The sequence below is a fragment of the Mesorhizobium sp. HAY1-8B genome, assembly GCF_056868045.1.
The window spans coordinates 2,367,129-2,391,516 of the sequence record NZ_CP200321.1 but is presented as its reverse complement, the minus strand read 5'-3'; the positions used below and the strand labels follow the sequence as shown (position 1 = coordinate 2,391,516).

Here is a 24,388-nt window from a genome sequence, read left to right as displayed (position 1 = left end):
TGGTGCGGGCCAGGCAGTCCGGCTCCGCGGCCGATCGCCCTCCGGTGGATTTCAGCTCAAGCGCTTCTCGTCGGCGTAGTGCGCCACTTGCGGTGGCAGCGCCTGGCGACCTCGCACGCGATCGACCATCTTCTCGGCGATCATCATTGTCGGGCAGTGGAGGTTGCCGTTGGGAATGCGCGGCATGACAGAAGCATCGATCACCCGGAGGCGTTCGACACCATGGACCCGGCCTTCGTCATCAACGACAGCCATGTCGTCATTGCCCATCCGGCAACTCGAGCACGGATGGTATTGCGTCCCCATATTCTCCTTGAGCCAAGAGAAGACCTCTTCGTCGGATTTCTTGCGCAGGCCGGGGACGATAGCTTCGCCGCGGATGCTATCCCAACCCCTTTGTTGGATGATCTCGTCAGTATGACGAACGCCGTCGATCAGATTCCGCCTGTCCTGCTGTTGTTGGAGATAGTTCAACACGATTGACGGGTGCAGTCTCGGGTCAGCCGATTTGAGCGTCACCGCCCCTCGGCTTTCCGGCCGGCCAAGGCACACCTGATATTGGAATCCTTCCTCGATGTTGACCTTTCCATGCATCAGCTCGCCGAGCATCGGCAGGAACTCGTGCTGGATGTTGGCATACTCGACGGAATCGCTGCTTTTAAAGAAGGAGCCGACTTCCCACAGATTGGTAATGCCCAAGCCCTTTCTGAAGAACAGCCATTGTGCGCCGATGAACGCCATCTTGATGAGGTTCATGTCGACCGCCGGAGACACGCCTCGATGCGAGGCACGGTACTTGACGGATACGGCGACATGATCCTGCAAGCCTTTTCCAACACCGGGAACGTCAGCCACGCCCTTGATCCCGTACGCTGCAAGTTCCGCGGCGGGACCAACACCGGAAAGGAGAAGCACATGCGGCGAGTTGAAGGCGCCGCCGCACAGGATAACCTCGCGCTCGGCTTCAACTGACTGAACCACGCCATCTTTCTCGAAGGTGACGCCGACAGCTTTCCGCCCACTGAAATCGACCTTGTGAACCAGGGCGTTCAAAAGCAGCTCGACATTACCGCGCTTGATGGCTGGGCGAAGATAGGCTCTCCCCCACTCGCGCGGATACCATTGTCGATGTTGGCCTGATAGGCGTGGACGCCTTCCTGGCGATAGGCGTTGTAGTCTTCGCTCAACGGGTGCCCGGCCTGCTGCCCGGCTTCCAGGAACGCACGGAAGGGCTCGAGCTCGGCCTTCAGCGTCGTGATCCGTATTGGCCCCTGCCCGCCCCTGTATTCATTGCTTCCCTTGTCATACGATTCCAGTTTCTTGAAATAGGGAAGGCAATGGGCATAGGACCAGTTGGGAAGACCATTTTCCGCCCAGCGGTCGAAGTCGCGTGGATTTCCCCGCACATAGACCATGCCATTCAGGGATCCCGAGCCGCCAAGCATCTTGCCGCGAAGATGTGTGACCATGCGGCCATCGAGAGCCGCCTCGGGCCCTGTTTCGAATTCCCACGTCCGCTTTTTGTCAGTCAGCGGATAGGACATTGCGGCAGGCATTCGAACATAGATCGAATTGTCGTGCGGCCCCGCCTCGAGGACGAGAACATTGACATTACGGTCCTCGCCGAGCCGGGCGGCGACAATGGAGCCGGCCGCTCCAGATCCCACGACAATGTAATCGTATTTCTTCGAACGCACCTGTCTCACTCCGGCTTCAAAATTCGGCGATGAAACCGGCGGACAACCTAGTGCCACTGTCCGCCGGTTCTTCTCAATATGACGATCCGAAGATCATGATGATGATCTTAGAGATCATGCGGCCTGCGGTAGCGAGTAGTTTTCGAGCTGCTTGATCGCGTCCTTGATGGTACGCGTCACGAATTCCCGCTCGTCGCCAACGAGCGGCAAGCGCGGTCCACGCACCCATTCGGGCGCGCCATAGACCAGGCTCTCGGAGAGCTTGATGTACTGGACGAGCTTCACGTGAGTATCGAGATGGAAAGCCGGTGTCAGCAATCTGTAAAGCTGCAGCGCCTCATCCTTGCGCCCCTGGTTGCAAAGGTTGAACAGCGTGACGCATTCCTTGGGCCATACATTTGTCATGCCCGACACCCAGCCGACCGCACCGAGCGCGACGCTCTCGACGACCTGATCGTCGACGCCACAGAAAATCTGATACCGATTGCCGAGCGCTACATACATGTCGGTCACGCGACGGACATCGCCGGTCTCTTCCTTGACGGCTACGATGGTCGGCGAGTCGGCCAGTTCCTGCAAAACCCGAGGGGTAACGTCGACACCGTAGGCGATCGGATTGTTGTATATCATGATCGGTAGCCCACTGGCCCTGGCCAGGCTCTTGTACCATTCGGCTGTCTCTCGAGCATCGGACTTGTACCCAAGGGTGGGGAACGCCATCAGGCCCTCCACACCAAGTTTCTCGAATTCACGAGCACGAGAATTGGCGTCAGCCTGGGTGATCTCGGCAAGTCCGGACAGAACTGGAACCCGCCCGCCGGCCGCTTCCTGAGCGCTACGGATGACGAGTTCCTTCTCGGAAGGAGTGAGGCAGGCATTTTCGCCGAGCATCGGCAAAACGATCACGCCCGAAACCCCGTTGGTGATCAGCCTGTCAATGGCAGACTGATTAGCCTGTACATTGATCGAGCCGTCCTGATTCAGCTTGGTGGTTACGGCGGGAAACACCCCAGTCCAGTTGTTCATTTTTTCCTCTTGCGTTCGATGGCATACCTTACGCCATCACTATATCCAATCTACAATATCCAATATTTCGAGTCCAGCCCTGACCTTCCTGGCAATTCGAAGACTCTGGACGAAAAGCTCAACTCCTTTTTCGGAATGGAGTTGCCTACGCCTCCCCCAGAAAGTGACGGAGCACGTTGCCCGTCAGCGTCGCGACGTTGTTGTCGTAGTTGTCGTAGGCAAGCGATCCGGCCCAACAGATCGACCCGACGGAGAATATCCCGCCGCCAGCACCGGTTTCGATGAAGACGACATCGGACCTGACATTCGGATTATTCGGTCCGCTGACATTCGGCTCGACCTGCGTGACGGACTCGAGGAACGGATAGTAGGTATCATTGTGCCGCGAGCTCAGGATCACGCGGGCATTGCTTGGCGTCCCGGCCGCGAAGTCAGCGCTGTCCAACTCGTCGCCCGCGGCGCCACCGAGGACATAGCCAAAGTCACCGATCATCTCATCGCCGATGCCCTCGAACATGAAGGCAAGGTCGGGACTGTAGGAGTCCTGCGTGCGAGAATAACCCGAAGCGGTGCCCCAACCGACGCCGGCCGAGGCGACGCCGAAAAACAGGCGGCTGCTTTGACCTCGGTGCGAATAGAGGCCTCCGATCTCTCCCGTCGTGGCATGCATCAACTCAGCCGGATGAGACGTCCAGTTGCGCTCACCCGAATAGCCGCGCCGGCACTCCAGCGTCATGGTGTCGTCGCCGTCATAGCTCGTCACCCAATACCAGCCGTTGCCGCCGAGATACATGAGGCTACCGCCCTGTCCGGCATAGGCCTTCAGCGCATCCATCTCCAGTGATGTCGGATATTCCGGGTGAGATCCTGAGACAACGACATCATAGCGGGCCAGAAGGTCCAGGCCCATACGATGCAGATCCTCGTCCGTCGCCACGTCAAAACCGACGCCGGATCTCTCCAGCCAGCCGGTGATGTAAAAGTCAGCCGCAAAATGCCGGCGCGCGGCGTTGAGCCAGGTGATGTAGTTGGGCGAAAAATTGACGACAGGCCGCTTCCACGAGGAATGCATGACACCACTGCCATCCGCATGCCGATCGTAAATCGAAAGCCCCAGTTCAGGGTGCGTATGAACGAAAACATCCGTCTCATTGAGCTGGATCTTGTCGCGCATGCGCTTTTGGTGAGCCTCGCCGCGTTCACCGTATCCCAGATGCTCGTTGGCATAGGCGAGATAGGTGTTCGTGGGCGCCAGAAACAGGACCTTGTTTTTGGATCGCTCGGTCGGCTGGATGTAGAAGGGCAGATGTTCGACCTGGTCGCCCTGTGTGAGCTTGGCGGCATAAATGCCGCTCGGCGTCGCCTCGGGAAACGTGGCACTGAAATCAGTTTCCCATCGTGCATCGTTCAGATCATCCTCATGGAAATGGATGGCGGACCACTCGGATGGATTTTCCTGATAGCGGACCTTCGTTCCTTTCCACAGATGGCCCCGAACCCCGCGAGCAGGCCGATTGACAAGCGTCCCATGCAGGTCGTTGCCGGAAACATCGGTGACGATGAGTGTGTCGATCCCCATCGCAAAGTCCCATGACGCGATCGGCTTTGCCCCCTCTCCGGGTGCAGACAACACGGAGGGATTGTCGATCCGGCCGTTGAACCGGTCCACCGGGCGGTCGCGCTCATCCAGGTTGGAACCGATGAGAATGCGATCGACTCGGGCTGGCTCCGGCGTATCCGGCAGCGCGAGAAACCGCGTTTGCCCAAAACGTTGGGATGGCCATAATCCGTCGACGGCAAACTCAAGGGCGATGCCGCGATCGCTGCGCCCGCCCTTGATATGGATCCACTTCCCCTCGTGATCATTGAGGTTCATGGAAAGAATCCTGGCGTCTTCTCCCCAGCCGACGCGCAGTTCAAGCTGGTCTCTCGCGATGACGAGAGACCAGGAAGCCGTGGTCCGGTCGGTGGCGACAGCCAGGATTGTCTGGCACTCGCGATCCTTGAGAGTTGGCTGGACCCAGACCTCGAAACCAAAAGTCGAGATCACCGGGGAAAACGTTGGCACCACGATCGCGTACGAACCCGGATCAAGGTCCTGAACCCGCCCCTGGTAGAAACCGGCCGCCGCGTTGCCAATGCTCTCTTCTCTCACTGATTGGTCATCGCCATTGATGGCTACGCCATGCAGCCGAACAAACTCGACCGAATATGGCGCCTGGGCCGCACTGACCTTGAAATCGATCGTACCACCCGGCTGGATGCTCACATGACTTGCATACCCTAGGATCTTCACCGTGTTTCCTCGAAATACGCTGCTGCACACCCGGTTAAAGCCGCGACCGAACCGAGTTGCGTCGGCAAACTCATGATTTTGCATCCCGGGACAGGAGCCCATCGGCGGTGACGGCAAGCACCAGTATCAACCCCTGAACCAGGTACTTGATCTCGGTGGGGGCACTGAGCAGCGAAAGCCCATTGGTGATGCTGCCGATAAGCAAGGCCCCAAGAAGGGCCGCCCATACGGACCCACGGCCGCCAAAAAGGCTGGCCCCGCCGATGACAGCGGCGGCCACCGCCTCGAGCAAGAGCGTTCCGCTGCCGGATTGAGCGGAAACCCCCAATGTGCGTGACGCGGAGATGATGCCGGCAATGCCAGCCAGCGCGCCAGCGATGATGAACGTGTAAATGCGGATCTGGCCAACATTGATGGCGGCGCGCCGGCTGGCCTCCACGTTCCCGCCAATGGCGTAGAGATACGTGCCGAACTTCGTCTGGGTCGTGACATAGGCCATGATCGAGAGGAGAACGATCAATATCGCCACCGGCGTTGGAACGCCGCGATCGAGGTTGAGAATGGCGACAACGAGACCACCGGCGAGGCTCAAGGCCGCGATTGGCAGCAAAACATTGCTCGGGATTGATTGGTGGATGCCGAGACGCCTCTTGTGGTTTGACGATTGGACGAGGAGCGCGGCAACCACGCCGATACCGATGGCCAGAAGCAGGTAGCCGGCCATCGCCGGCAAGAAGCTGTTGGCGATCCACTGGATATCGGTCCCCGATAGCGGGATCGACCCGCTCCTCGGCAAGAGCATCAGAAGCACGCCCTGCATGGCAAGCGAGGTACCTAGGGTAACGATGAAAGCGGGCGCCCGGAATCTCGAGATGATCAGCCCCTGGACCAAGCCGACCGCCGATCCCGTGACAATTGCCGCCAACAGGCACAGCCACGACGGAAGACCGACCGTTACCAACAAATAACCCATGACACCGGATGCCACCGCACTGAGTGCGGCCACCGAAAGATCGATCTCCTTCACGATGAGAACGAGCACGAGACCCAGCGCCAGCATAGCCGTCACAACGATCTGAACGGCGAGGTTCGTCAGGTTTCGCGGCGAGAGGAAGCGGTCGTTCATCGCATAGAAGAAAGCCCAGACGAGCGCGATCGCGATAAGGACGGGGATAAACCGATACTTGCCGCTGATCCCACTCAGTATCCGTCTCTGCAGATCCCGGGAGCCTGTACGATCATTTTGCAAATTGGCCCCCTTGCTTATCCGCAGGCCTTTTGAATTGTTCATGGGCTTTCCTAGGCGGCTGATGCGGACAGGCCGGTGATTGCCGAGACCAGATCGTCGCGCGAGAATGTTCCACGGCTGAATTCAGCCACTTTGCGCCCAAGCCGCAGGACGACAACCGTGTCGGCCATCTCCTGTACATCGGCCAGGTCGTGCGAAATGACGATGACGCCATGATTGGTCTGGCGAAGCCGCATGATCAACGCCATGACCTCCTTGCGCTGGGCGACCCCCAGCGCCGCCGTCGGCTCGTCGAGCAATACAACTTTCGGTTCCCAGAGCACCGAGCGGCAGATGGCGACCGACTGGCGTTGCCCCCCGAGAGACTGCCCACCGGCACCGTGAGGTCGCGCAATGTACTGACTCCCAGTTCGCGCAACACCTTCCGCGCCCGGCTCTCCATGTCGGCACGACGCAAACGGCCGGCGGTCAGGATCCCGCCCTGCAGTTCACGTCCCAGAAACAGGTTCTGGACCGTATCGAGATTGTCGCACAAGGCGAGATCCTGATAGACGGTCTGGATACCCAGCCGCATTGCATCATGTGGGGCGGTGATCCTGACTTTTGCGCCATTGACCCGCATTTCCCCGGCATCGGGCGTGTTGATGCCGGCAATGGTTTTGACCAAGGTCGACTTTCCGGCGCCATTGTCGCCAACCAGTGCGACAACCTCTCCAGGACGAACCGCCAAGGATACGCTTTCGAGAGCGTGGACGCCGCCGAAGTGCTTGCTGATATTTATGAGTTCAAGAACGGGCTGGCTGTTCGTGTTTGTGGAACCCATCGCGCTCACCGTCACTTGGTGCACAAGGCGCTCTTGACGGCGGGACCCGCGCAGACTTCCTCACGCGTCAGAATTCCCTTGTCGATCAGTTCTGCCTGCACATTGTCGCGGGTGATGAAGACGTTCTCGTTGAAGATCGCCGGAACCGCCTTCATGCCGTTGTTGTAGGTCCCGTTCACCATCTTCTTTTCTTCGCCATTCTTTTCGAGAAGGGCGACGACCAGCCGGACGGCGCTGTCGGCCATCGCACGATATGGCGGCACCATATCGTTCTCGATGTTGCCGGCGAGAAGATGCTGGATCGTCCCGGCCTGACTGTCATAGCCGCCGAAAACCTTGACCTTTCCAAGCAGATCCTGTGCCGCCAGCGCGGCTATGGTGCCGTTCGCGGAACTGTCATTATGGACAAGGAACGCGTCGATATCGCCACCGGCCTGCTGCAGGCAACCGTCCGTCGCGACGCGGGCATTTTCCTCCGAGAGCTGCAGGTTGTCGCTCTTGCAGACGATCTCGACCTCGCCTTTTTGAACCAGGGGGGCGAGGACCTTCTCCGTGCCGCTGACGATCTCGCGGTCAAAGAAGAAGGATGGGTCGCCCGTAATCAGGCCAATTCGGATCGGCTTCTTTGCATCGGCCAGCGTCTTGACCGCGAAATTGGCAGCCGCCTCGCCGATCGGCTCAAACGGCACGGTGACATAGTAGTCGATGTCGCTGTTGTCGGAATTGTAGGCATACCCGACGATCGGAATGCTGGCGTCGTGCGCCACCTGCACAATGCCCTGGCTTTGATTGGGCACAGCCGGCGCCAGAATGATTGCCTTGGCGCCTTGGGTCACGGCAGCCTGGGCCTGCTCGAGTTGCCTCGACGGATCGTTGTCGGCGCTCAGAACGACAAGCTTCAGATTGGGAGCGTATTTCTTCAGTGCCTCATCCATCCCCGGTTTGTCATAGGCTTCAAACCGCGTGATTTGGGAATTGGGCGTAAGGAAATATACCGTTCCCTCGATCTTTGAGGCGACTTCCTCGGCTTGGGCCACCGGGGTCTCCAATCCCGAAAAGGCGATCGTCAATGCGAACAGGCCACGCGCAGCATTCCTGGTGAGTTTCATACCATTCCCCTTGGTTTTCATATTTATAAAGGATATTGGATACAAAAAAGGAAGCTGTCAAGTCGCATGGTGACGGGTATGAGGGCCTGGGCTTCAAAAAAAGCTGTTCGCCCTTGAGCAGGCGCGCGCTGATGTTCACGCGCTGAATCCGCAATTTCGTGCGAAGAGCGGCCGTGGAGATCCAGGCTGGACTAGTCTTATCGCCAGCGATCCAAGCGTTGGTTCACGATCGATATGGCGACCACGAATCCGCATTGCCGACTCGGTTATCCTGCCCGGCGCGAACTCGGTTCCACTTTCGCGGTTGTCACCGATTCACCCTGTCGGACGTCGCAATCCCGGACTGACCGAAGCTGGCTCGAGCTCAGTTCACAATGAGGCAGCCATTTCAGTACAGCGATCGGATTCGCCAATATGCTCCACCAGTACAACTCAATCAGGGCAGGCTCGCGTCTCCAGTCGCGAAGCCCATGGCTGGGGCACGAACGAGAATTGGAGCCAACCCCACGTCCCGGTGCACGCGCCGGACTAGCCAAGAAGCGGCGGGGAGAGGTCGGCCGGAAGAATGTTCACGACAGGATCGCGCGCCAGTCTGGAGGCGTGCTCCTTCTTCGCCTCGGTCAACATGGCAGCGTCGCTCAGCAGGTCCGCCCCGGTGGCTGCCATCACCTTCGAAACATGCACCATGCCCTTATGGGCATGAGGCGATTTGCCTTGGGATGTGACTTGCCAGGTGTGAAGCGGCGTCCCGATCGCCATAGTGGCGCCATAAGCCTGGACCGTGGGTACCTTCCAGCTCACGTCTCCTACATCAGTCGATCCGAGCATCTGCCTGCCGCTCGATCCCACTCCAACAATGCGGTCGCACAATGCCGTTGCGCCGGGCTCCAGCCCGAACATTGCATATGCCGACCGCACGTGATCCTGCGTCAGGGTTGCCTGTATCCGTTGCGCGAAGGCCTCGTCCTCCGCGTCGAATTCCGGTGGCCCGAGCATTTCGAAATTGCGGGCCAAAGCCCGCTCCAACACGCGATTCCCAAGCAAGCTGTTCATGGCACATACGATGCGCGACTTTACTGTGGTCTCACTCATCAGGGCAGCGCCATCGGCGATGCCCTTGACACGGTCGACAAGCGCCACGACTTCGCGGGCGCGGGGCGATCGGACGATGTAACGCACCGTCGCCTGAGCCTGTACGATGTTGGGTGCCGGACCACCTGCGTCGAGATAGGCGTAGTGAAGCCGGCAGTCGGAGGGGATGTGCTCGCGCAGGTAGTTCGAGCCAACGCTCATCAGTTCGACTGCATCGAGCGCGCTACGCCCAAGGTGCGGTGAGCCAGCAGCATGAGCCGAGCGCCCCGTGAAGGAAAAATCGAGAATGGCATAGGCGAGCGCGGCTGACTCCATCACGCCGGCGAATGCAAAGGGATGCCACGAGATCGCCGCATCCACATCATCGAAAATGCCGTCACGGACCATGAAGGCCTTGCCGGCCCCGCCTTCCTCCGCCGGACAGCCATAGTAGCGCACGCGGCCGGGCAGGTTGCCCGCGGCCAGCCATTCCTTCACCGCCGTGGCGGCCAGCATCGCGCCCGACCCCAGAAGGTTGTGGCCGCAGCCATGGCCTGGCCCGTTTCCTGCGAGAGGCCTGTGCTCCGCCGCGCCAGCCTCCTGGCTGAGTTCCGGCAGCGCATCGAACTCTCCAAGGAAGGCTATTACCGGTCCGCCCTCCCCCGCTTCTCCCATGACTGCGGTCGGCATTCCGGCGAGCCCCGTCTCGACCCGAAAACCCTGCTCCCGCAGCATGCGCGCGTGCGCCTCTGACGAGCGGTGTTCCTGATAGTTGAGTTCGGGCGTTGCCCACACCCTGTCGCTCAGCTCAACAAAGCGCTCCGCCAATGCCTCAACGTGCCCCCAGACGGCAGGACTATTGCTCATGTCGGCCCTGCTCAGACAGCTATGGTCTTGTGTTCGATGTAGTGGTTGATCGCCTCGGGACCGAATTCGCGTCCAATTCCACTGCGCTTGAAGCCACCGAATGGCGACAGGAGATCGGAGGCAGCGTTGTTGACGGTCACACCCCCGGTGCGGATGCGACGCGCGATCTCCAATCCTCGATCAGGATCGGAGGTCCACACCGACCCCGACAGGCCGTAGATAGAGTCGTTGGCGAGCCGAACGGCATCCTCCACACCGTCATAGGGAATGACGCACACGACCGGGCCGAAGATTTCTTCCTGAGCGATGCGCGAGGCGTTGTTGACATTGGCAAAAACCGTGGGCTTGACGAAGGCGCCGTGATTGATGCCTTCCGGCATCCCGAGCCCACCGACGGCAAGATCGGCTCCGCTTTCGATGCCCGCAGCGATGAAATCGAGCACACGCTGCCGCTGGCGTTCCGCCACCAGCGGCCCCAGAAAAGTCTCAGGATCAGCCGGATCGCCAATCGTCATGTCGGAGACATTGTCCACAAGCGCGTCGACAAAGGCATCGTGGCGCCGGCGCGGCACGAGGATACGCGTTTGTGCGACGCAGACCTGCCCATTGTTGGGAAAGGAACGATAGCGGAGCGCATCGACTGTCTGGCCTATATCGGCGTCGTCCAGCACTATCGCCGCGGATTTGCCGCCGAGCTCAAGGCTGACGCGCTTCAGTTGTGCGCCCGCCAGGCTGGCGATGCGGCTGCCGGCAACAGTGGAGCCGGTGAAGCCGATCTTGTCCACGCCCGGATGCGTCACCAGATATTCGCTGACCTCCCGGTGAGCAACCAGGATGCTCAGGACGCCTTCCGGCAGTCCCGCCTCATTGAACAACTCGCCCAGATACTGGCCGTCAATCGCGGTTTCCGGCGCCAGCTTCAGGATCACCGTGCAGCCGGCGAGCAGCGCCGGAAAGAGCTTCGCCAGAGCGACCTGATGTGGCGCGTTCCACGGGATGACAGCGGCGACCACGCCTACCGGATCACGGACCCAAACTGCGCTACCCCGCGGATAGCCAGCGCGATGCACTTCCCAAGGATACTCCTCGGCGGCAACCAGATAGGCTTGGCCCTGATCACGAATGAGGGTCTGGATGGCTTTGGCAAACCAGGCCGGCGCGCCCATCTCCGCCGTCACCAAACCGGCGAACTCGTCGGAGCGGGTCTCGTAGAGTTCCGCGAACCTGCGGATGACAGCAATACGGTCGACCACCGGCATGCGCGGCCAAGCGCCCTCATCGAATGCCTTGCGCGCCGTCGCGACCGCAAGATCCACGTCGGCCTGCGCTGCCAGCGGCACCGCGCCGACCTGGCTTCCGTCGTAGGGCGAACGGACCTCGATGAAATCGGCGCCCAGGGGATCCACGCGCCTGCCGCCGACGAAGTTCTGCGTGAAATTCCGCGTCATGGTAACCAGTTCTCCGCTACGGATGGATGAGGTCGGCCGCACGCTCGCCAATCATGATCGCCGTCGCGTTGGTGTTGCCGGCGATATGACGCGGGAAGATCGAGGCATCCGCGACCCAGAGCCCTTCGGTGCCGCGTACGCGAAGCTCCGGGCTGACGACAGCGCTTTCGTCCGCCCCCATCCGGCAAGTGCCCACCGGATGCAGGAACGGCACCGTGGCCTTGCGCGCATAGGCTTCGTCCGCGGCAGGCCCCGCGCCTTCAGCCGGCACTTCGATCAGCTCGCGCACATGGCTGCCGAATGGGGGCGTCGAGGCCAGCTTGCGTATCCAATCCAAGCCGCGCAGCACGCAGGCAATGTCGTCTGGATGGTCGAGCAGGCGCGGATAGATCGCCACTGGCTGTCTCGGGTCGCTGGAACGAAGCTCGAGGTGGCCGGTGCTCTTGGGATAGTTGACGTTGGCCAGGATGGTAACAAGGTTGCGCGTCGGCACGTGCAGACGGCCGTTGTCGTTGAAGTATCCAAAGGGGAAGAGATGGAACTGGAGGTCCGGCATCTCCCTATCCGGCGTGGATTTCAGGAAGGCGAGCACCTGGGCGGTGGGCACGCTCAACACACCGTTGCGCGAAAGGATCCATTCGGCGAACGCTTTTGCCCGTCCGATCGGCGATGCATAGGCATTCCCCGTCTTGACGTTCATCTCCGCACGGACATAGAGGCCCGGATGTTCCATCAGGTTGCGGCCGACCTCGGGACTTGCGACCCGCACGCCAATCCCATGGCGGGCCAGTTGGTCCGGATCGCCGATGCCCGAGAGCATCAGTATCTGCGGCGAGTTGATGGATCCGGCCGACAAGACCACGCCGCGCCGTGCCTTGGCTCGTACCTTCTGGCTGCCGCGCAGGATGTCGACGCCGGCAGCCCGCTTGCCTTCCAGCACGATGCGCTCGACCAACGCATCGTCCATGAATGTGAGCTTGGCGTCACCGAGGCGAGGCAAGATGAACGCGTCGAATGCCGAGTGACGAACGCCGCCTCTGGTGGAACCCTGATTCCAGGCGACGCCCTCGTGGGACCTTCCGTTGAGGTCGGGGTTCAGGGGCACGCCCGCATTGACGAAGCTGTCGATGAACTTGGCCGATATCGGGTGCTTCCAGCGTAAGGCCGACACACGGAGAGGTCCCATGCCGCCGCGATAGGCATTATCCTTGTCGTTATCGGCGGTCTCCATCTTGCGGAAATAGGGAAGCACCGAATTCCATCCCCACCCCTTGTTGCCCATCGCCTCCCAGGCGTCGTAGTCGGCCGCGGCTCCGCGAATGAAGATCATGCCGTTGATGGCCGAGGATCCGCCTGGCACGCGCCCCCGTGGCCACGATTCCTGCAGACCATTGCGACTGGGATCGGGCTCGGTCACGTAATTCCAGTCGTAGCGGACGTTGCCGATCGTATGCATCAGCGCGGCCGGCACGCGCGTCAGATGCAGCTTTTCGCTTTTGCCCGCCTCAAGGAGAAGGACACTCGCGCCCTTTTCGACCAGACGCGCCGCGAGCGGTGAGCCGGCGCTGCCCGACCCTACGACAATATAATCGAATTCCATCGTGGACGTGCTCATCAGAAGTTTGAGGCGGGCGCGGCAAGCCGCATCGCTCCGCCGGACGCGGTTGGAAATCTAGCTATTCTCACGATGCCCTCACCTCAACGGCGGGCATCCTCGCCGGCGCGGCGGCTCCGGCGGTGACAAGATGACAGGCAGCATAGTCGTCGCCGCTACGCTTCATCAGCATGGGGTCCTCGCTCACGCAACGTGCGAAGGCGAAGGGGCAGCGTGTGCGGAAACTGCAGCCCGGAGGGATGTCGATCGGATCGGGCGGCTCGCCTTCCAGCAGGTAAGTCCCGGTATCGTACGGCTTGTGCTCAATGGCTGGCACCGCGCTGAGCAATGCCCGGGTGTAAGGGTGCGCGGGATCGAAAAACGTGGCCCTGTTGCCGGCAAGTTCCGCTACGCGACCGAGATACATGACGGCTACGCGGTTGCAGACGCGGCGAACCATGCTCAGATCGTGGGAAATGTAGACATAAGTGATGCCGTGCCGGTTCTGCAGCCCCTCGAACAGGTCCAGCAACTTTCCCTGCTCGACCTGATCGAGCGCCGACAAGGTCTCGTCGAGAATGAGCAGTTCCGGCTCCAGCACCATGGCGCGCGCGATGTTGACACGTTGGCGCTGACCGGCGCTGAGGCCCACCGGCAGTCTGTCCGTAAGATCGGACCGCAGGCCTACCTCGTTCATCGTGGCCGCCACGCGTTCCCTGATCTCCTTGGCGGCCAACCCACCGTGGATACGCAGCGGCTCCGCGATTGTGCGACCGATGGTCAGGTGTGGGGGGATCGCGTTGTAGGGATCCTGAAGCAGCAGTTGGAACCGGTGGCGCAAGTCCATCAGCTTGCGGCCGCCCAGACGGGCGATGTCTTGTCCCTTGAACAGTATCTGACCCTTGTTCGGAGCCTCAAGGCGGCTGAGCAGCCGTGACAACGTCGATTTCCCGCAGCCGGATTCGCCCACGATACCGAGATTGTCACCCTTGTAGACATCGAACGAGACGCCGCGCACGGCCTGCACCACGCGATGCGCGAACAGCCTCTGGCGATCCTTCGTGGCGTAGGAGCGATAGACGTCACGCACCGAGAGGATGACTTCACGCTTGTCGTCCACAGCTTCTTCCGGCGCGGCCGCCGTCGGTTGGGCATCCCATATGCGAGGCAGGCTCTCGATGAGATTGCGGGTGTAGCTGTGTTCCGGTTTCTCGATGAGGCCGCGCGTGTCCTGACATTCGACGACCCGGCCATCGGCCAGCACCAGAATGTTGTCCGCAATCTCGTTCAGCACCCCGAGCGCCGAGGAGACGAAGATGATCGCTGTCGAGAAGTCGCGCTGCAGATCGCGCAGGAGGCGCAGGATCTGGGCCGCCACCGTCACGTCGAGCGGCTGCGTGATGTTGTCCGCCACCAGCAGGTCCGGATTTGTGACGAGCGCGTCGACGATCAGCACACGCTGCATCATGCCACCGCTGAACTGGAACGGAAATTCGTGGAAGCGCTGCGCCGGCGAGGGAATGCGCACCGCATCCAGCACCCGCAGCACGCGAGCCCTCGCGTCGGCGGTCGAGATACCAGGCTCAACGGCGCGAAGCTTCTCGATGATCTGCTGGCCGACCGGAATGGTGGGATCAAGCGCGCTGCCTGGGTCGGAGCCGATATAGGCTATCTTGCGGCCGCGCAGCTTCTGCATCTCGGCGGGCGGAAGACCGAACAGATTGCGCCCACGGTAGGCGATACTTCCACCCGTCGGCAGAAGCGGCGGGCTTATCCAGTTCACCAGTGCGCGCGACAGGACCGTCTTGCCGGAGCCGCTTTCGCCGATGATGCCCAGGACTTCGTTCTTCGAAACCGAAAGATCGACGTTGCGCAGGATCGCGCGCCGACCGCCGGCAGGCGTGGCGAGATCGATCGAGAGGTCCGAGACCTCGAGGATTTTGGCACTTTCCGCGCTCATAGAACCCCCTGCAGGAATTTGTTACGGGAGCGTTCGAGAGCGCCTCCCATCAGGTTGATGCCGCACAGCGACGCTGCCAGCAGCAGGCCGGGGATGGTGGTGATCCACCAGGCATTCATGAGATATTTCGTGCCGTCGGCGATTATGGTGCCAAAGGTCGGTGTAGGCGGCTGGATGCCGATGCCTATAAACCCCAGGATCGCCTCGAATATCATCATGCGCGCGACGTCGAGCACTGCCACGAAGGCTATAGGTGGCAAAGTGTTGGGCGCGATGTGCACAAGCAAAATGCGCAGGTCCGAGGCGCCCAGTATCTTGGCAGCGCGCACATATTCCTTGCGCCGTTCCGACATGGTGACGCTGCGCGCTATGCGGGCGTAGCCCGGCCAGCCCGCAAGGATGAACACCAGAATCACCGACATCGGCGTCGGTCGTGTCATGCCGAGGATCGTGATCGCCAGAATGATGACCGGGATGGACATCTGCGCGTCGGTGATGCGCATCAGGATGAGGTTGGTCCAGCCGCCGGCATAACCCGCCAGCATTCCGATCGCCGAACCTATGACGAACATGCCGATGACGCTGGCAATGCCGATCATCAATGCGTTTCGCAGCCCTATCAGCGAACGTGCCAGAAGATCGCGGCCGAGCTGGTCCGTGCCGAACATATGCGGCCACACCCAGCCTTGCTCCGGGAAGGGCGGTGAGAATTTCAGCCCCACGCTGAACTTTGTCGCGGAAAGCCCGAGCAATGTGGGCGCGACGACCGACAGCAGTATGAGGCCGAGGAATATCACCGCACCCACCCTGAACTCCGCCGTACTTGCGGCATTCAGGAAAATGCTGGCGCCCAGGCTGCGTGACTTCGCCGGCTGGCTGGCAGGGGTTTCGACGATGGCTTGCTCCGACATCAGTACTGCAGCCTTCTGTCTATCGTAGTCGATGCGAAATCGACCAATATGTTCACAAGCACGAGCGCGACGCAGGAGAAGATTGCGATCGCCTGGATGATGGGAAAGTCACGCTGGAACACCGCGTTGATCATCAGCAGACCGATGCCTGGATAGTTGAAGACATACTCGATGACGAAGAGACCGCCGAGGATCAGACCCACCGCCTGAATGCCGAGAAGGTTGAGCAACGGAATGGACGAGTTGCGTAGCACATGCGCGCCGATCATCCGCGCACGCGTCAGGCCGCGTATCTGACCTACGGAAACATAGGGATCGAGGAGGTTCGACGACACCGAGACCGACAGGGAGCGCACGATCACCGGAATGAGTTCAACCGCGAGGACCAGCGCCGGCAATATGGCATAGGTCCAGTTCTGGTAGCCGATCGCGGGAAGCCATCCGGTTTTGGCTGACAGCAGGAAAATGAACACAAGTCCAAGCCAGACATTGGGCAATGAAACCAGCACCGAGCTCAGATAGAGCGCGAAACGATCCGGCCATCTCCCAGCATTGAGCCCGGCCCAGACACCGAGCGGCAAGGCGACAGCCAGCGAGATCAGAAAAGCGAGGCCGGCCAGCAGGAGGCTGTAGGGCAAGGTCGTGACGATAAGCTCGATCACAGACGCTCGGTTGCTCGCATCGAAAGTCGATTCGCCGCGAGAACCGCCGGTGCTGCCGCCTTGAGCGCTTCGCACGAAGGAGCGTCCGAAATCGCCTTGCAGCACGTGTCCCATATAGCGCCCGAACTGGACGATTATCGGGTCGCGCAATCCAAGATCCTTGGCGGTTTGCTCCGCGACCGAGGGCGACACCATCGGCCCCAGCATGAGACGCACGGGATCTCCGGGCACGACACGCAGCAACGTGAAGATCAGCAGCGCGATGGCAACGACGATGATAGCGCCCTGGGCCAGGCGGCGAATGAGAAAATCTATGGCAAACAGCATGGAATCCGTCTCGTGCGGGGAGAATGGCGGCGTCGGCAAGTATGGATCCGGCGCCGCCTGTTCCTTGCGTCAGACCAGATCGGCTTTTGACAAGTCGATCGGCCCGTAGGGCAGATAGACGGCGCCCTCAAGGCTCTTGGATGCGCCATGGAAGGTGAGCGCTGAGAACAACGAGAAGCTTGGAACCTTCTTCGCCATCGTCGGGAAGGTTTCCTCGGTAAGGATCTTCAGGCGCTCTTCCGGGTTGGGTGCCTTGCGCTCCTTGTCGAGCGCCGCATCGATCTCGGGATCGTTGATGCCGCTGATGAGCGCGGCACTCGAATGCCAGTTCGGCCGCAGCACAAGGTCCGGTTCCGGCGAAGGCGTCATCCAGCCCACGTCGCACATATGGCCCTGACCCTGTCCGTCCGCCCGCCGATAGATGGCGACTTCCCACGCGGCCGGCTCAAGGACGGTAAGCTGGACATTGAAGCCCTGCTCCTGGAGCATCGCGGTGATCAGCTCGCCGTATTCCTTCGTCTTCGGATAGAAGCCGATCGACGTGATGTATTCGAGCTGGGGCAGGCCTTCGCCTTTCGGGAAGCCGGCTTCCGCGAGCAGGCGCTGCGCCTCATCCGGATTGTAGTCCGGATAACCCTCGATATCCTTGAAGCCGAATTTCATTGGCGAGATGTAGCAGCTCGTGGGCAGCGCCGCGTCACCCATGAGTTCCAGGATCTGCTTGCGGTCGATCGAATGGCATGCCGCGAGACGGATGCGAGGATCATCGAACGGCGGCTTGTTGCAGCGGAAGTGCAGATACTTGTTCTCTGTCGTCAGACCCTTGCGGGTGACGACCTTGGGGTTGCCCTGAAGCGAGGCATACTGCTCTGGCTCGAGGCGCTCGGCGATATGATACTGGCCGTTGAGCAGGCCCAGGACACGTGTATTGGCGTCGGGCACGTAGGCGTAGATAACCTCATCGACTTTCGGACGGCCGCCGAAATAATCGTCATTGGCCGCCAGCACGTTCTGGTCGCCGTTGGTGGCAACATATTTGAACGCATTGGTGCCGTTCGGGCGCTTTTCCAGGCTCTTGGGATCGGCGACATCCTTGGCCGACAGAACCGGTATCACACTCGAGATGAACCACCAGGCAGAAGCCGGATAGCCATATTTCTCGGTGTGCAGTCGAACCGTGAGGCGGTCGACCACTTCGACATCAACCTTGCCAGGACAGTAAGAGGCGGCCGGGCGCTTCGGATCGGAAGAGTATTCATAGGTGGCCTTCACATCCTCGGCGCCGAATTCCTTGCCATCGTGGAACTTCACGCCATCGCGTAGCTTGAACTCGATCGTGTTCGTGTCGATCAGGGACCAGCTTTCGGCCAGCGCCGGCTCCAGAAGGTCCGCCTCGCCGTCCCGCATCGGGGCCCTGGTCAGCGCATTGAACACGAACTTCTCGAAATTGCCCTGCCCGAGCGTGGTGTGAGAGGTCGGGTCCCAGTTGCCGGTAACCGGCCCCATCGAGGCAAGCACGACACTTTTCTTGCCGTCAGCGCGCACTGGCACTGGCATGCCGCCGACCATGCCCGCCACGCCAAGCGCGCCAGCCCCTACAATAAGATCTCTACGCGTAACCATTGATGTTCCCCTTTGCTTGCATGCGCGCCTTCCTGGAACGCGCGACTTCGTTATCAATTGCCAAGCCGATCACAGTTCCAGCCTCCACCGCCGGTCCGAAACACTCCATCCGTCTCTGGAAGCGCAGGAAATGCGCGGCATCCCAGCCGCGGCCGGCGATGCCGCTCGCGGCGCCCGGAAGCGCGCCTTGAAGGGCTCGTCGCGCAACCGATCCGCCTGCCAAAGCCAGAATAAACAAACCGGTCAAAAACATCATTATAGTCACACCATTCAGAGTCAAGCCAAACCGGTCGGCGGCGCGAAGATTCATAAATTGGAGGACACCGAGGGCTGCCTCAAATTAATCAGTTTTCATATAAATATTTGAATTTACGTGATAAATTTCCTTCGATTCCCGAAGCGATGCGCGCCATGGATGAACGATTTGAATGTTTTATGAATTTTTGCCGAATTGACGGATCATCAGCCTGAACTTATCATGTCGGAAACGGGAGGCTTGACTTAGTCATGGAAGCCATTAGCCCAAGGCTGTTGGAACCGCTCATGTCAGGGAACGCAGATGGGCTGCCCCCCCGGCGGTAGAATGAGTCCATGAGATTTTCAGAATTCCGGCAGGAAAAGATTCTTGAGATCCTGCGAGCCAACGAACGCGCGAGCGTCAATGCCTTAGCGGAGCGCCTTGAGGTCAGTCCTGAATCCATCAGGCGGGACCTGCGCATCCTTGAAATCAACGGCTTCGCCCGAAGGGTCTATGGCGGTGCGGTCATCACACCCAACGAGGCCGACAAGCCCTTCGTCGAACGCAACAAGGTCAACGCGCCGGAAAAGAACCGGATCGCGGAGCAGGCCGCCAGCCTCGTTCGCGACGGGATGAAGATATTCGTCAGTTCCGGCACCACCACGCTCGCCTGCGTGAAGCAGTTGCACAAGCACCAGGACCTGACCATCTTCACAAATTCCATCGCCGTCGCCGCGCACTTCTTTTCGCACGGCTGGGGTACCAGCGTTCGCGTGCTCGGCGGCCCGATGGTGCCGGAGTACCAGGCGACCTTCGGCCACGCGACCATCACCGCGCTCAATGGCCATCGTTTCGATCTGGCGCTGATGGGCGCCAGCGCTGTTCACTACGACCACGGCTTCATGGGCTTCGGCGAGGACGAGGTCGCACTGCACGATGCGGCCAGACTGCAGGCTTCCACCACTATCATGGTGGCCGACGCATCGAAGTTCGGACGCTTCGGCTCCGTGCGCGCCTTCGGCCTTGGCGATGCGCATCACGTCATTACGACCAAGGGCGTGGGCGAGGAGTTCGTGCAACGTTTCAGCGAACTGGGCGTCGACCTCATCAGGGTCTAGCCGCGGCGCGCATTCCAAAACCTGCCTGCCTCCAAATCTTTGCTTTACACAAGGCACCAGAGCGATAGCATCGACTTGGCCCTGCCAGCGCCATTGGCCAGACCTGCAGTGGCGTTTGTTCGAACAGTGCGCGAGACAATCCTAGCTTGACGGAAATGGCTCTGGCGGAAAAGGGCTCGACGCCCCGCAATGACTTGACGGAAGTCGCCGGCCCTGCCGCGACGAACGCACTTCACGCGATTCTAGCGAAGGACTGGGATGGCCTTGTCACTCGCGCGACGACATCGCGCTTGGACCGTCAGACATGGACCGCAGCCCGGGTAAATGTCGCGGCGGAGGCGGGCGCGCCGGGTCTTCTGGTGCCTACGCATCGCGGCATCGACAGCACGAGGCTCGAACTATCGATGGAAGGCCAACGCCCTTCCCTGTTGCTGAAAATCATTCATCCCGATCAGCGTCGCTATATCGATACGGCTGCTTCTTTCGATGCCCAGCGAAAGGCGGCGATGCTCGGCTGCGCGCCCGACATCCTGGTGTCGGACGCCGTGCGCGGCATCGCGCTGATGGAATTTCTCGACGGATGGAGGACAGCACGCGTCAACGACTTGCGCAAGGCAGACGTCATGGATGCCGTGCTTGGCGTCAAACGCAGGATCCATTCCGGGCCTCGCCTGACGCGTAGCTGGTCCGTCTTCGACAGGATCAGGATCCTTCAGGCGGAAATCGGACGCAACACGAGCGGTGCGCCGAGTGAACTGACCGCCTTGCAGAACGATGTGTTCCGTATCGAGCGCATGATCGAGGCTGCCGGCGTGGACACCGTTCCGGCTCATGCCGATGGCCTCGCCTCCAACATCCTGATCGACACTCACGGCAAAATCCAACTCGTGGATTTCGACGAGGCGCGCAACGTCGACCCCTATTTCGAGTTTGGTATCCTGATGAACGAAGCCTTCGGGCCTGAAGAAGAGATGCTGCCTGCTCTTGAAATATTCGAGGGCCGCGCGAGGCTTGAAAGCCTTCGCCGCGCCAAGCTCTATGCGATTGCCGATGACCTGGCGTGGACCATGTGGGGACTGGTCATGGATGCCGTCTCCGCAAGGAAGGATGTCGAATTCTTCCGCTATGCATGTTGGCGCCTGATCCGGTGCCGCGCCACATTGGCCAGCGTCGATCTCGACCCCCGCGCCGGGTGGCTTTGAATGTCCGCCGTTGAAAAAGGCCTGGGTGAAGGCAACGCCCTCGCCGAACGCCAACTCGAGGCAGCATTATCCAAGGTCACCACCTGGCAAGGCAAAGCCATTCGCTACCGGCCGATGTTCGGCGGCTTCAGCAACTCCAACTGGCGTGTCAGCGTGGCCGGCGAACAAGGCTCCTTTTTCGTCAAGTTGCCTGGCCCGGGCACGGAGCGCTTCATCGATCGCGCCGCGTCCCTGGAAGCGGGCCAGCGAGCCTATCTGCTCGGCATCGGGCCCCGGTGCTTCGACTATCTGAAAGACGAAGGCATAGAAATCTACGATTTCGTCGAGAATTCCCGCACATGCGTCACCAGGGATTTTCACACCGCCGGCATCAGGGAGAGCACAATCGCGCTTTACCGCTCATTCAACGATTCCCCCCTTCTCGGTCTCACAAAGACCGTCTTCGACATGATCGAGGAACATCTCGAGCAACTGACCGAATTGGGAGGGGAACTGCCCCTCGGCTTTCCTTCGATCCACGCACAGTATCGGGCAGCGCGTGCCGCGATCGAAGCCGCGGGGATCGATCTCGTGCCTTGCTACAACGATCCCGCGCCCGCCAACTTCCTGTCAACCAGCGACGGCCGTATCATGATCGTCGATTTCGAATACGCCTCCAACAACGACCGTTGCTACGATTTGGCAACGTGGTGCGCGGAAATGTTCTTCGATGATTGCATGAACAACGAAGCCATCGAAGTCTATTTCGGCCGGGTGGAGCCGGCCATTCAGGCGCGCATGTTCGTGTATCGGATGCTTGGCGATTTCAAATGGTCGCTCTGGGCCATGATCCAGATGGCTATCTCCGACATCGATTTCGATTTCTATAAATTCGGCGCCTGGAAGCGGATGAGACTGCACTCGACGCTGAACGACCGGCGCTGGGACCGATCGCTGGCCTCACTCTGACCGTATCGGATAACTTGTCGCCTGGCAGAGTGAACAAATACGCTGCGCCCGACGGTGCGGCACCTCGCGAAGGGTTGCCGCCCTACGAGGTGCTCTTCGTTCGCGGCCTAGAGTCCGAGACGTCACAGTACTTCGAAGAGCCCTGCCGCGCCCATGCCCCCGCCCACGCACATGGTGACAACGATATAACGCACGCCTCGTCGTTTGCCTTCCAGGAGGGCGTGCCCAACCATTCTTGCTCCCGACATGCCATAGGGATGGCCGATTGAAATCGCGCCGCCATTGACGTTGAGCCGCTCATCAGGGATCCCCAAACGGTCGCGGCAATACACAACCTGGACGGCGAAGGCCTCGTTGATCTCCCAGATACCAATGTCATCCAGCGAGAGTCCGAAGCGTTCAAGCAAGCGCGGCACGGCAAAGACCGGGCCAATGCCCATTTCATCCGGCTTGGTGCCGGCCACGGCCATGCCGACATAGCGGCCGAGCGGGCTGAGACCGCGTCGCTCCGCGAGGCGCGCTTCCATAACGACGCAGGCCGAGGCGCCATCGGAAAGCTGGCTGGCATTCCCGGCCGTGACCGTACCGCCTGGAATAACTGCCGCCAGCGCGCTCAGTCCATCGAGTGTGGTTCCGGGCCTTGCTCCCTCGTCGCGATCGAGGACTACTTCGTGGAAGGTGACGTCCTTGGTCGCTTTGTCGACCCGCTTCATCGTCGCCATCATTGGCACGATCTCGGCATCGAATCGCCCCGCGATCTGAGCTTGGGCGGTGCGCAGTTGCGAACTGAGTGCATAGGCGTCGCATGTTTCGCGCGTGATGCCATAGCGCCGCGCCACGACTTCGGCAGTCTCCAGCATCGACATATATGCGTCGGGATGCATGGCGGCGAGCATGGGATCGGGTGTGGTCCGCAGTTCCGGCGTTTGGACCAGCGAGATCGATTCCACTCCGCCGGCGACAACGACATCCATTCGGTCGACGATGATCTGCTTTGCCGCCGTGGCTATAGTCATGAGCCCGGAAGAACATTGCCGGTCAAGGGTCATCCCCGGCACCGTCACGGGAAAGCCCGCGCGCAATGCCGCCATCCGGCCGACTGTCTGCTGCACCCCCTGCGGCAACGAGCAACCGAGCAGGCAATCCTCGATCTCCTCAGGCGCAACCACGGCGCGTTCGACGGCCGCGGTGAGGGCATGCGCCGCAAGCGTCGGCGATGGCGTATGATTCAACGCACCGCGATAGGCGCGACCGATCGGCGTCCGTGCCGTTGCTACGATGACCGCGTCTCGCATCATTGCCGCACCGCCCCCGCCCGCGCGACCATCTCTGCGCTGGCGAGTTCGCGTTCGGCCTGGGTCAAGCCATATTCAGGGACAATCTCGTCCGAGCGCTCTGATATGGCTTGCCAGACTTGCATGACGCGTTCGCCCGCATCGTCGCCCCCGCCGATATAGACGCCCTGGGTGAGTGTTACATTTGCCCGGGCGAAATGACCTGCGCCTGCACAAAGGATCACCCGGGTGGGAGCGTCCTGACCGACAAGGGCTAGCAGTCCCGGGCTGACCAGTGCCGGATCAAGCAGATCCAGATGCCTTTCTGGGAGCAGGCCCCCGGTCATCTGTGTCGCGGCTGTCGGAGCCAGGCAGTTGACGCGGATGCCGTATTTGTCGCCCTCGATCGCCAAGGTTTGCATCAGTCCGACCAGCGCCATCTTGGCCGCACCATAGTTTGCCTGGCCGAAGTTGCCGTAGAGCCCGGAGGACGATGTCGTCATCACGATGCGGCCATGGCGCTGCTCGCGCATGATGTCCCAGACCGCCTTGGTGCAGATCACCGCGCCCATCAGATGAACGTCGAGTACGAGGCGGAAGTCATCGAGGCTCATCTTGGCGAAGCTCTTGTCGCGCAATATGCCGGCGTTGTTGATCAGGATGTCGACACGGCCCCAGCGCTGCATCGCCTGCACGGTCATGGCAGTTATGGCGGCCTCGTCGGTCACCGATGCGGCTATGGCGACGGCTTCGTGACCCGCCGCGACAATCTCTGCCGCAACGCGCTCCGCGGCCTCACGCGACAGATCGTTGACGACCACTTTGGCGCCTTGCCGTGCCAGGTAAAGGGCGTGCGCGCGGCCAAGCCCGCCGCCGGCGCCAGTAATGATCGCGATCCTTCCGTTGACAGACATTCGGCTGCACCCTTGGTTTCGATTGGCTATG

18 protein-coding genes and 2 pseudogenes are annotated in these 24,388 nt (G+C 60.7%); 3 read left to right on the top strand and 17 right to left on the bottom strand.

From position 1 onward, the window contains the following. Positions 1-51 precede the first annotated feature (51 nt). From AC1VON_RS11370 to AC1VON_RS11300, 15 genes and pseudogenes are all read right to left on the bottom strand, one after another. Positions 52-1,662 (bottom strand): annotated as a pseudogene (locus AC1VON_RS11370) (choline dehydrogenase); the annotation flags it as partial. Positions 1,663-1,811: 149 nt separating this feature from the next. Beyond that, positions 1,812-2,723: a dihydrodipicolinate synthase family protein gene (locus tag AC1VON_RS11365; RefSeq protein ID WP_140774858.1), complete on the bottom strand. Its 912-nt coding sequence runs from the start codon at positions 2,721-2,723 to the stop codon at positions 1,812-1,814. 145 nt (positions 2,724-2,868) lie between these two features. Continuing rightward, positions 2,869-5,019, bottom strand: a complete 2,151-nt coding sequence (locus AC1VON_RS11360) for a N,N-dimethylformamidase beta subunit family domain-containing protein (RefSeq protein ID WP_483122190.1) — start codon at positions 5,017-5,019, stop codon at positions 2,869-2,871. Positions 5,020-5,089: 70 nt separating this feature from the next. Continuing rightward, positions 5,090-6,310 carry a sugar ABC transporter permease gene (locus tag AC1VON_RS11355; protein ID WP_483122189.1) on the bottom strand — a complete coding sequence of 407 codons (1,221 nt, stop codon included), beginning with the start codon at positions 6,308-6,310 and terminating at the stop codon, positions 5,090-5,092. A gap of 8 nt (positions 6,311-6,318) precedes the next feature. Then, positions 6,319-6,516 carry a hypothetical protein gene (locus tag AC1VON_RS11350; RefSeq protein ID WP_483126417.1) on the bottom strand — a complete coding sequence of 66 codons (198 nt, stop codon included), beginning with the start codon at positions 6,514-6,516 and terminating at the stop codon, positions 6,319-6,321. Between the two features lie 90 nt (positions 6,517-6,606). Beyond that, a pseudogene (locus AC1VON_RS11345) lies at positions 6,607-7,091 on the bottom strand (ATP-binding cassette domain-containing protein); the annotation flags it as partial. An 11-nt stretch (positions 7,092-7,102) separates the two neighbouring features. Continuing rightward, a complete protein-coding gene (locus AC1VON_RS11340) occupies positions 7,103-8,200 on the bottom strand; it encodes an ABC transporter substrate-binding protein (protein ID WP_483122187.1) in 1,098 nt (365 codons plus the stop codon). Between the two features lie 528 nt (positions 8,201-8,728). After that, positions 8,729-10,138, bottom strand: a complete 1,410-nt coding sequence (locus tag AC1VON_RS11335) for a M20 family metallopeptidase (RefSeq protein WP_483122185.1) — start codon at positions 10,136-10,138, stop codon at positions 8,729-8,731. A gap of 11 nt (positions 10,139-10,149) precedes the next feature. Beyond that, positions 10,150-11,586 carry an aldehyde dehydrogenase gene (locus tag AC1VON_RS11330; RefSeq protein WP_172352097.1) on the bottom strand — a complete coding sequence of 479 codons (1,437 nt, stop codon included), beginning with the start codon at positions 11,584-11,586 and terminating at the stop codon, positions 10,150-10,152. A gap of 16 nt (positions 11,587-11,602) precedes the next feature. Beyond that, positions 11,603-13,201, bottom strand: a complete 1,599-nt coding sequence (locus AC1VON_RS11325; protein ID WP_483122182.1) for a GMC family oxidoreductase — start codon at positions 13,199-13,201, stop codon at positions 11,603-11,605. Between the two features lie 67 nt (positions 13,202-13,268). Further along, complete coding sequence (locus AC1VON_RS11320; protein WP_483122180.1) at positions 13,269-15,140, bottom strand: dipeptide ABC transporter ATP-binding protein; 1,872 nt, start codon at positions 15,138-15,140, stop codon at positions 13,269-13,271. Beyond that, complete coding sequence (locus AC1VON_RS11315) at positions 15,137-16,051, bottom strand: ABC transporter permease (protein ID WP_483122178.1); 915 nt, start codon at positions 16,049-16,051, stop codon at positions 15,137-15,139. The genes AC1VON_RS11320 and AC1VON_RS11315 overlap by 4 nt, the downstream gene beginning before the upstream one ends. Then, positions 16,051-17,037 (bottom strand): ABC transporter permease, encoded by a 987-nt coding sequence (locus AC1VON_RS11310; RefSeq protein ID WP_172353093.1) that lies wholly within the window; start codon positions 17,035-17,037, stop codon positions 16,051-16,053. Before AC1VON_RS11310 ends, AC1VON_RS11315 begins: the two co-directional genes overlap by 1 nt. A gap of 72 nt (positions 17,038-17,109) precedes the next feature. Continuing rightward, positions 17,110-18,663 carry an ABC transporter substrate-binding protein gene (locus AC1VON_RS11305; protein ID WP_483122176.1) on the bottom strand — a complete coding sequence of 518 codons (1,554 nt, stop codon included), beginning with the start codon at positions 18,661-18,663 and terminating at the stop codon, positions 17,110-17,112. Beyond that, entirely contained in the window at positions 18,650-18,919 is a 270-nt protein-coding gene (locus AC1VON_RS11300; RefSeq protein WP_483122174.1) for a hypothetical protein, read from the bottom strand. Before AC1VON_RS11300 ends, AC1VON_RS11305 begins: the two co-directional genes overlap by 14 nt. Before the next feature lie 335 nt (positions 18,920-19,254). Between AC1VON_RS11300 and AC1VON_RS11295 the strand changes: the two genes are divergently transcribed. The 3 genes from AC1VON_RS11295 (at position 19,255) to AC1VON_RS11285 (ending at position 22,169) form a co-directional block, all read left to right on the top strand. Then, a complete protein-coding gene (locus AC1VON_RS11295; protein ID WP_172352103.1) occupies positions 19,255-20,019 on the top strand; it encodes a DeoR/GlpR family DNA-binding transcription regulator in 765 nt (254 codons plus the stop codon). Positions 20,020-20,309: 290 nt separating this feature from the next. Continuing rightward, complete coding sequence (locus AC1VON_RS11290; protein WP_483122172.1) at positions 20,310-21,221, top strand: phosphotransferase; 912 nt, start codon at positions 20,310-20,312, stop codon at positions 21,219-21,221. Next, positions 21,222-22,169, top strand: coding sequence for a phosphotransferase (locus tag AC1VON_RS11285; protein ID WP_483122170.1), 948 nt, complete (start codon positions 21,222-21,224; stop codon positions 22,167-22,169). 122 nt (positions 22,170-22,291) lie between these two features. Here AC1VON_RS11285 and AC1VON_RS11280 read toward each other — a convergent pair whose 3' ends face one another. Both AC1VON_RS11280 and AC1VON_RS11275 read right to left on the bottom strand, forming a co-directional pair. Beyond that, the gene (locus tag AC1VON_RS11280) at positions 22,292-23,464 is read right to left on the bottom strand and encodes an acetyl-CoA C-acyltransferase (protein WP_483126310.1); all 1,173 of its coding nucleotides are present in this window, start codon (positions 23,462-23,464) and stop codon (positions 22,292-22,294) included. Next, positions 23,464-24,357, bottom strand: coding sequence for an SDR family NAD(P)-dependent oxidoreductase (locus AC1VON_RS11275; protein WP_483122168.1), 894 nt, complete (start codon positions 24,355-24,357; stop codon positions 23,464-23,466). Before AC1VON_RS11275 ends, AC1VON_RS11280 begins: the two co-directional genes overlap by 1 nt. Positions 24,358-24,388 lie beyond the last annotated feature (31 nt).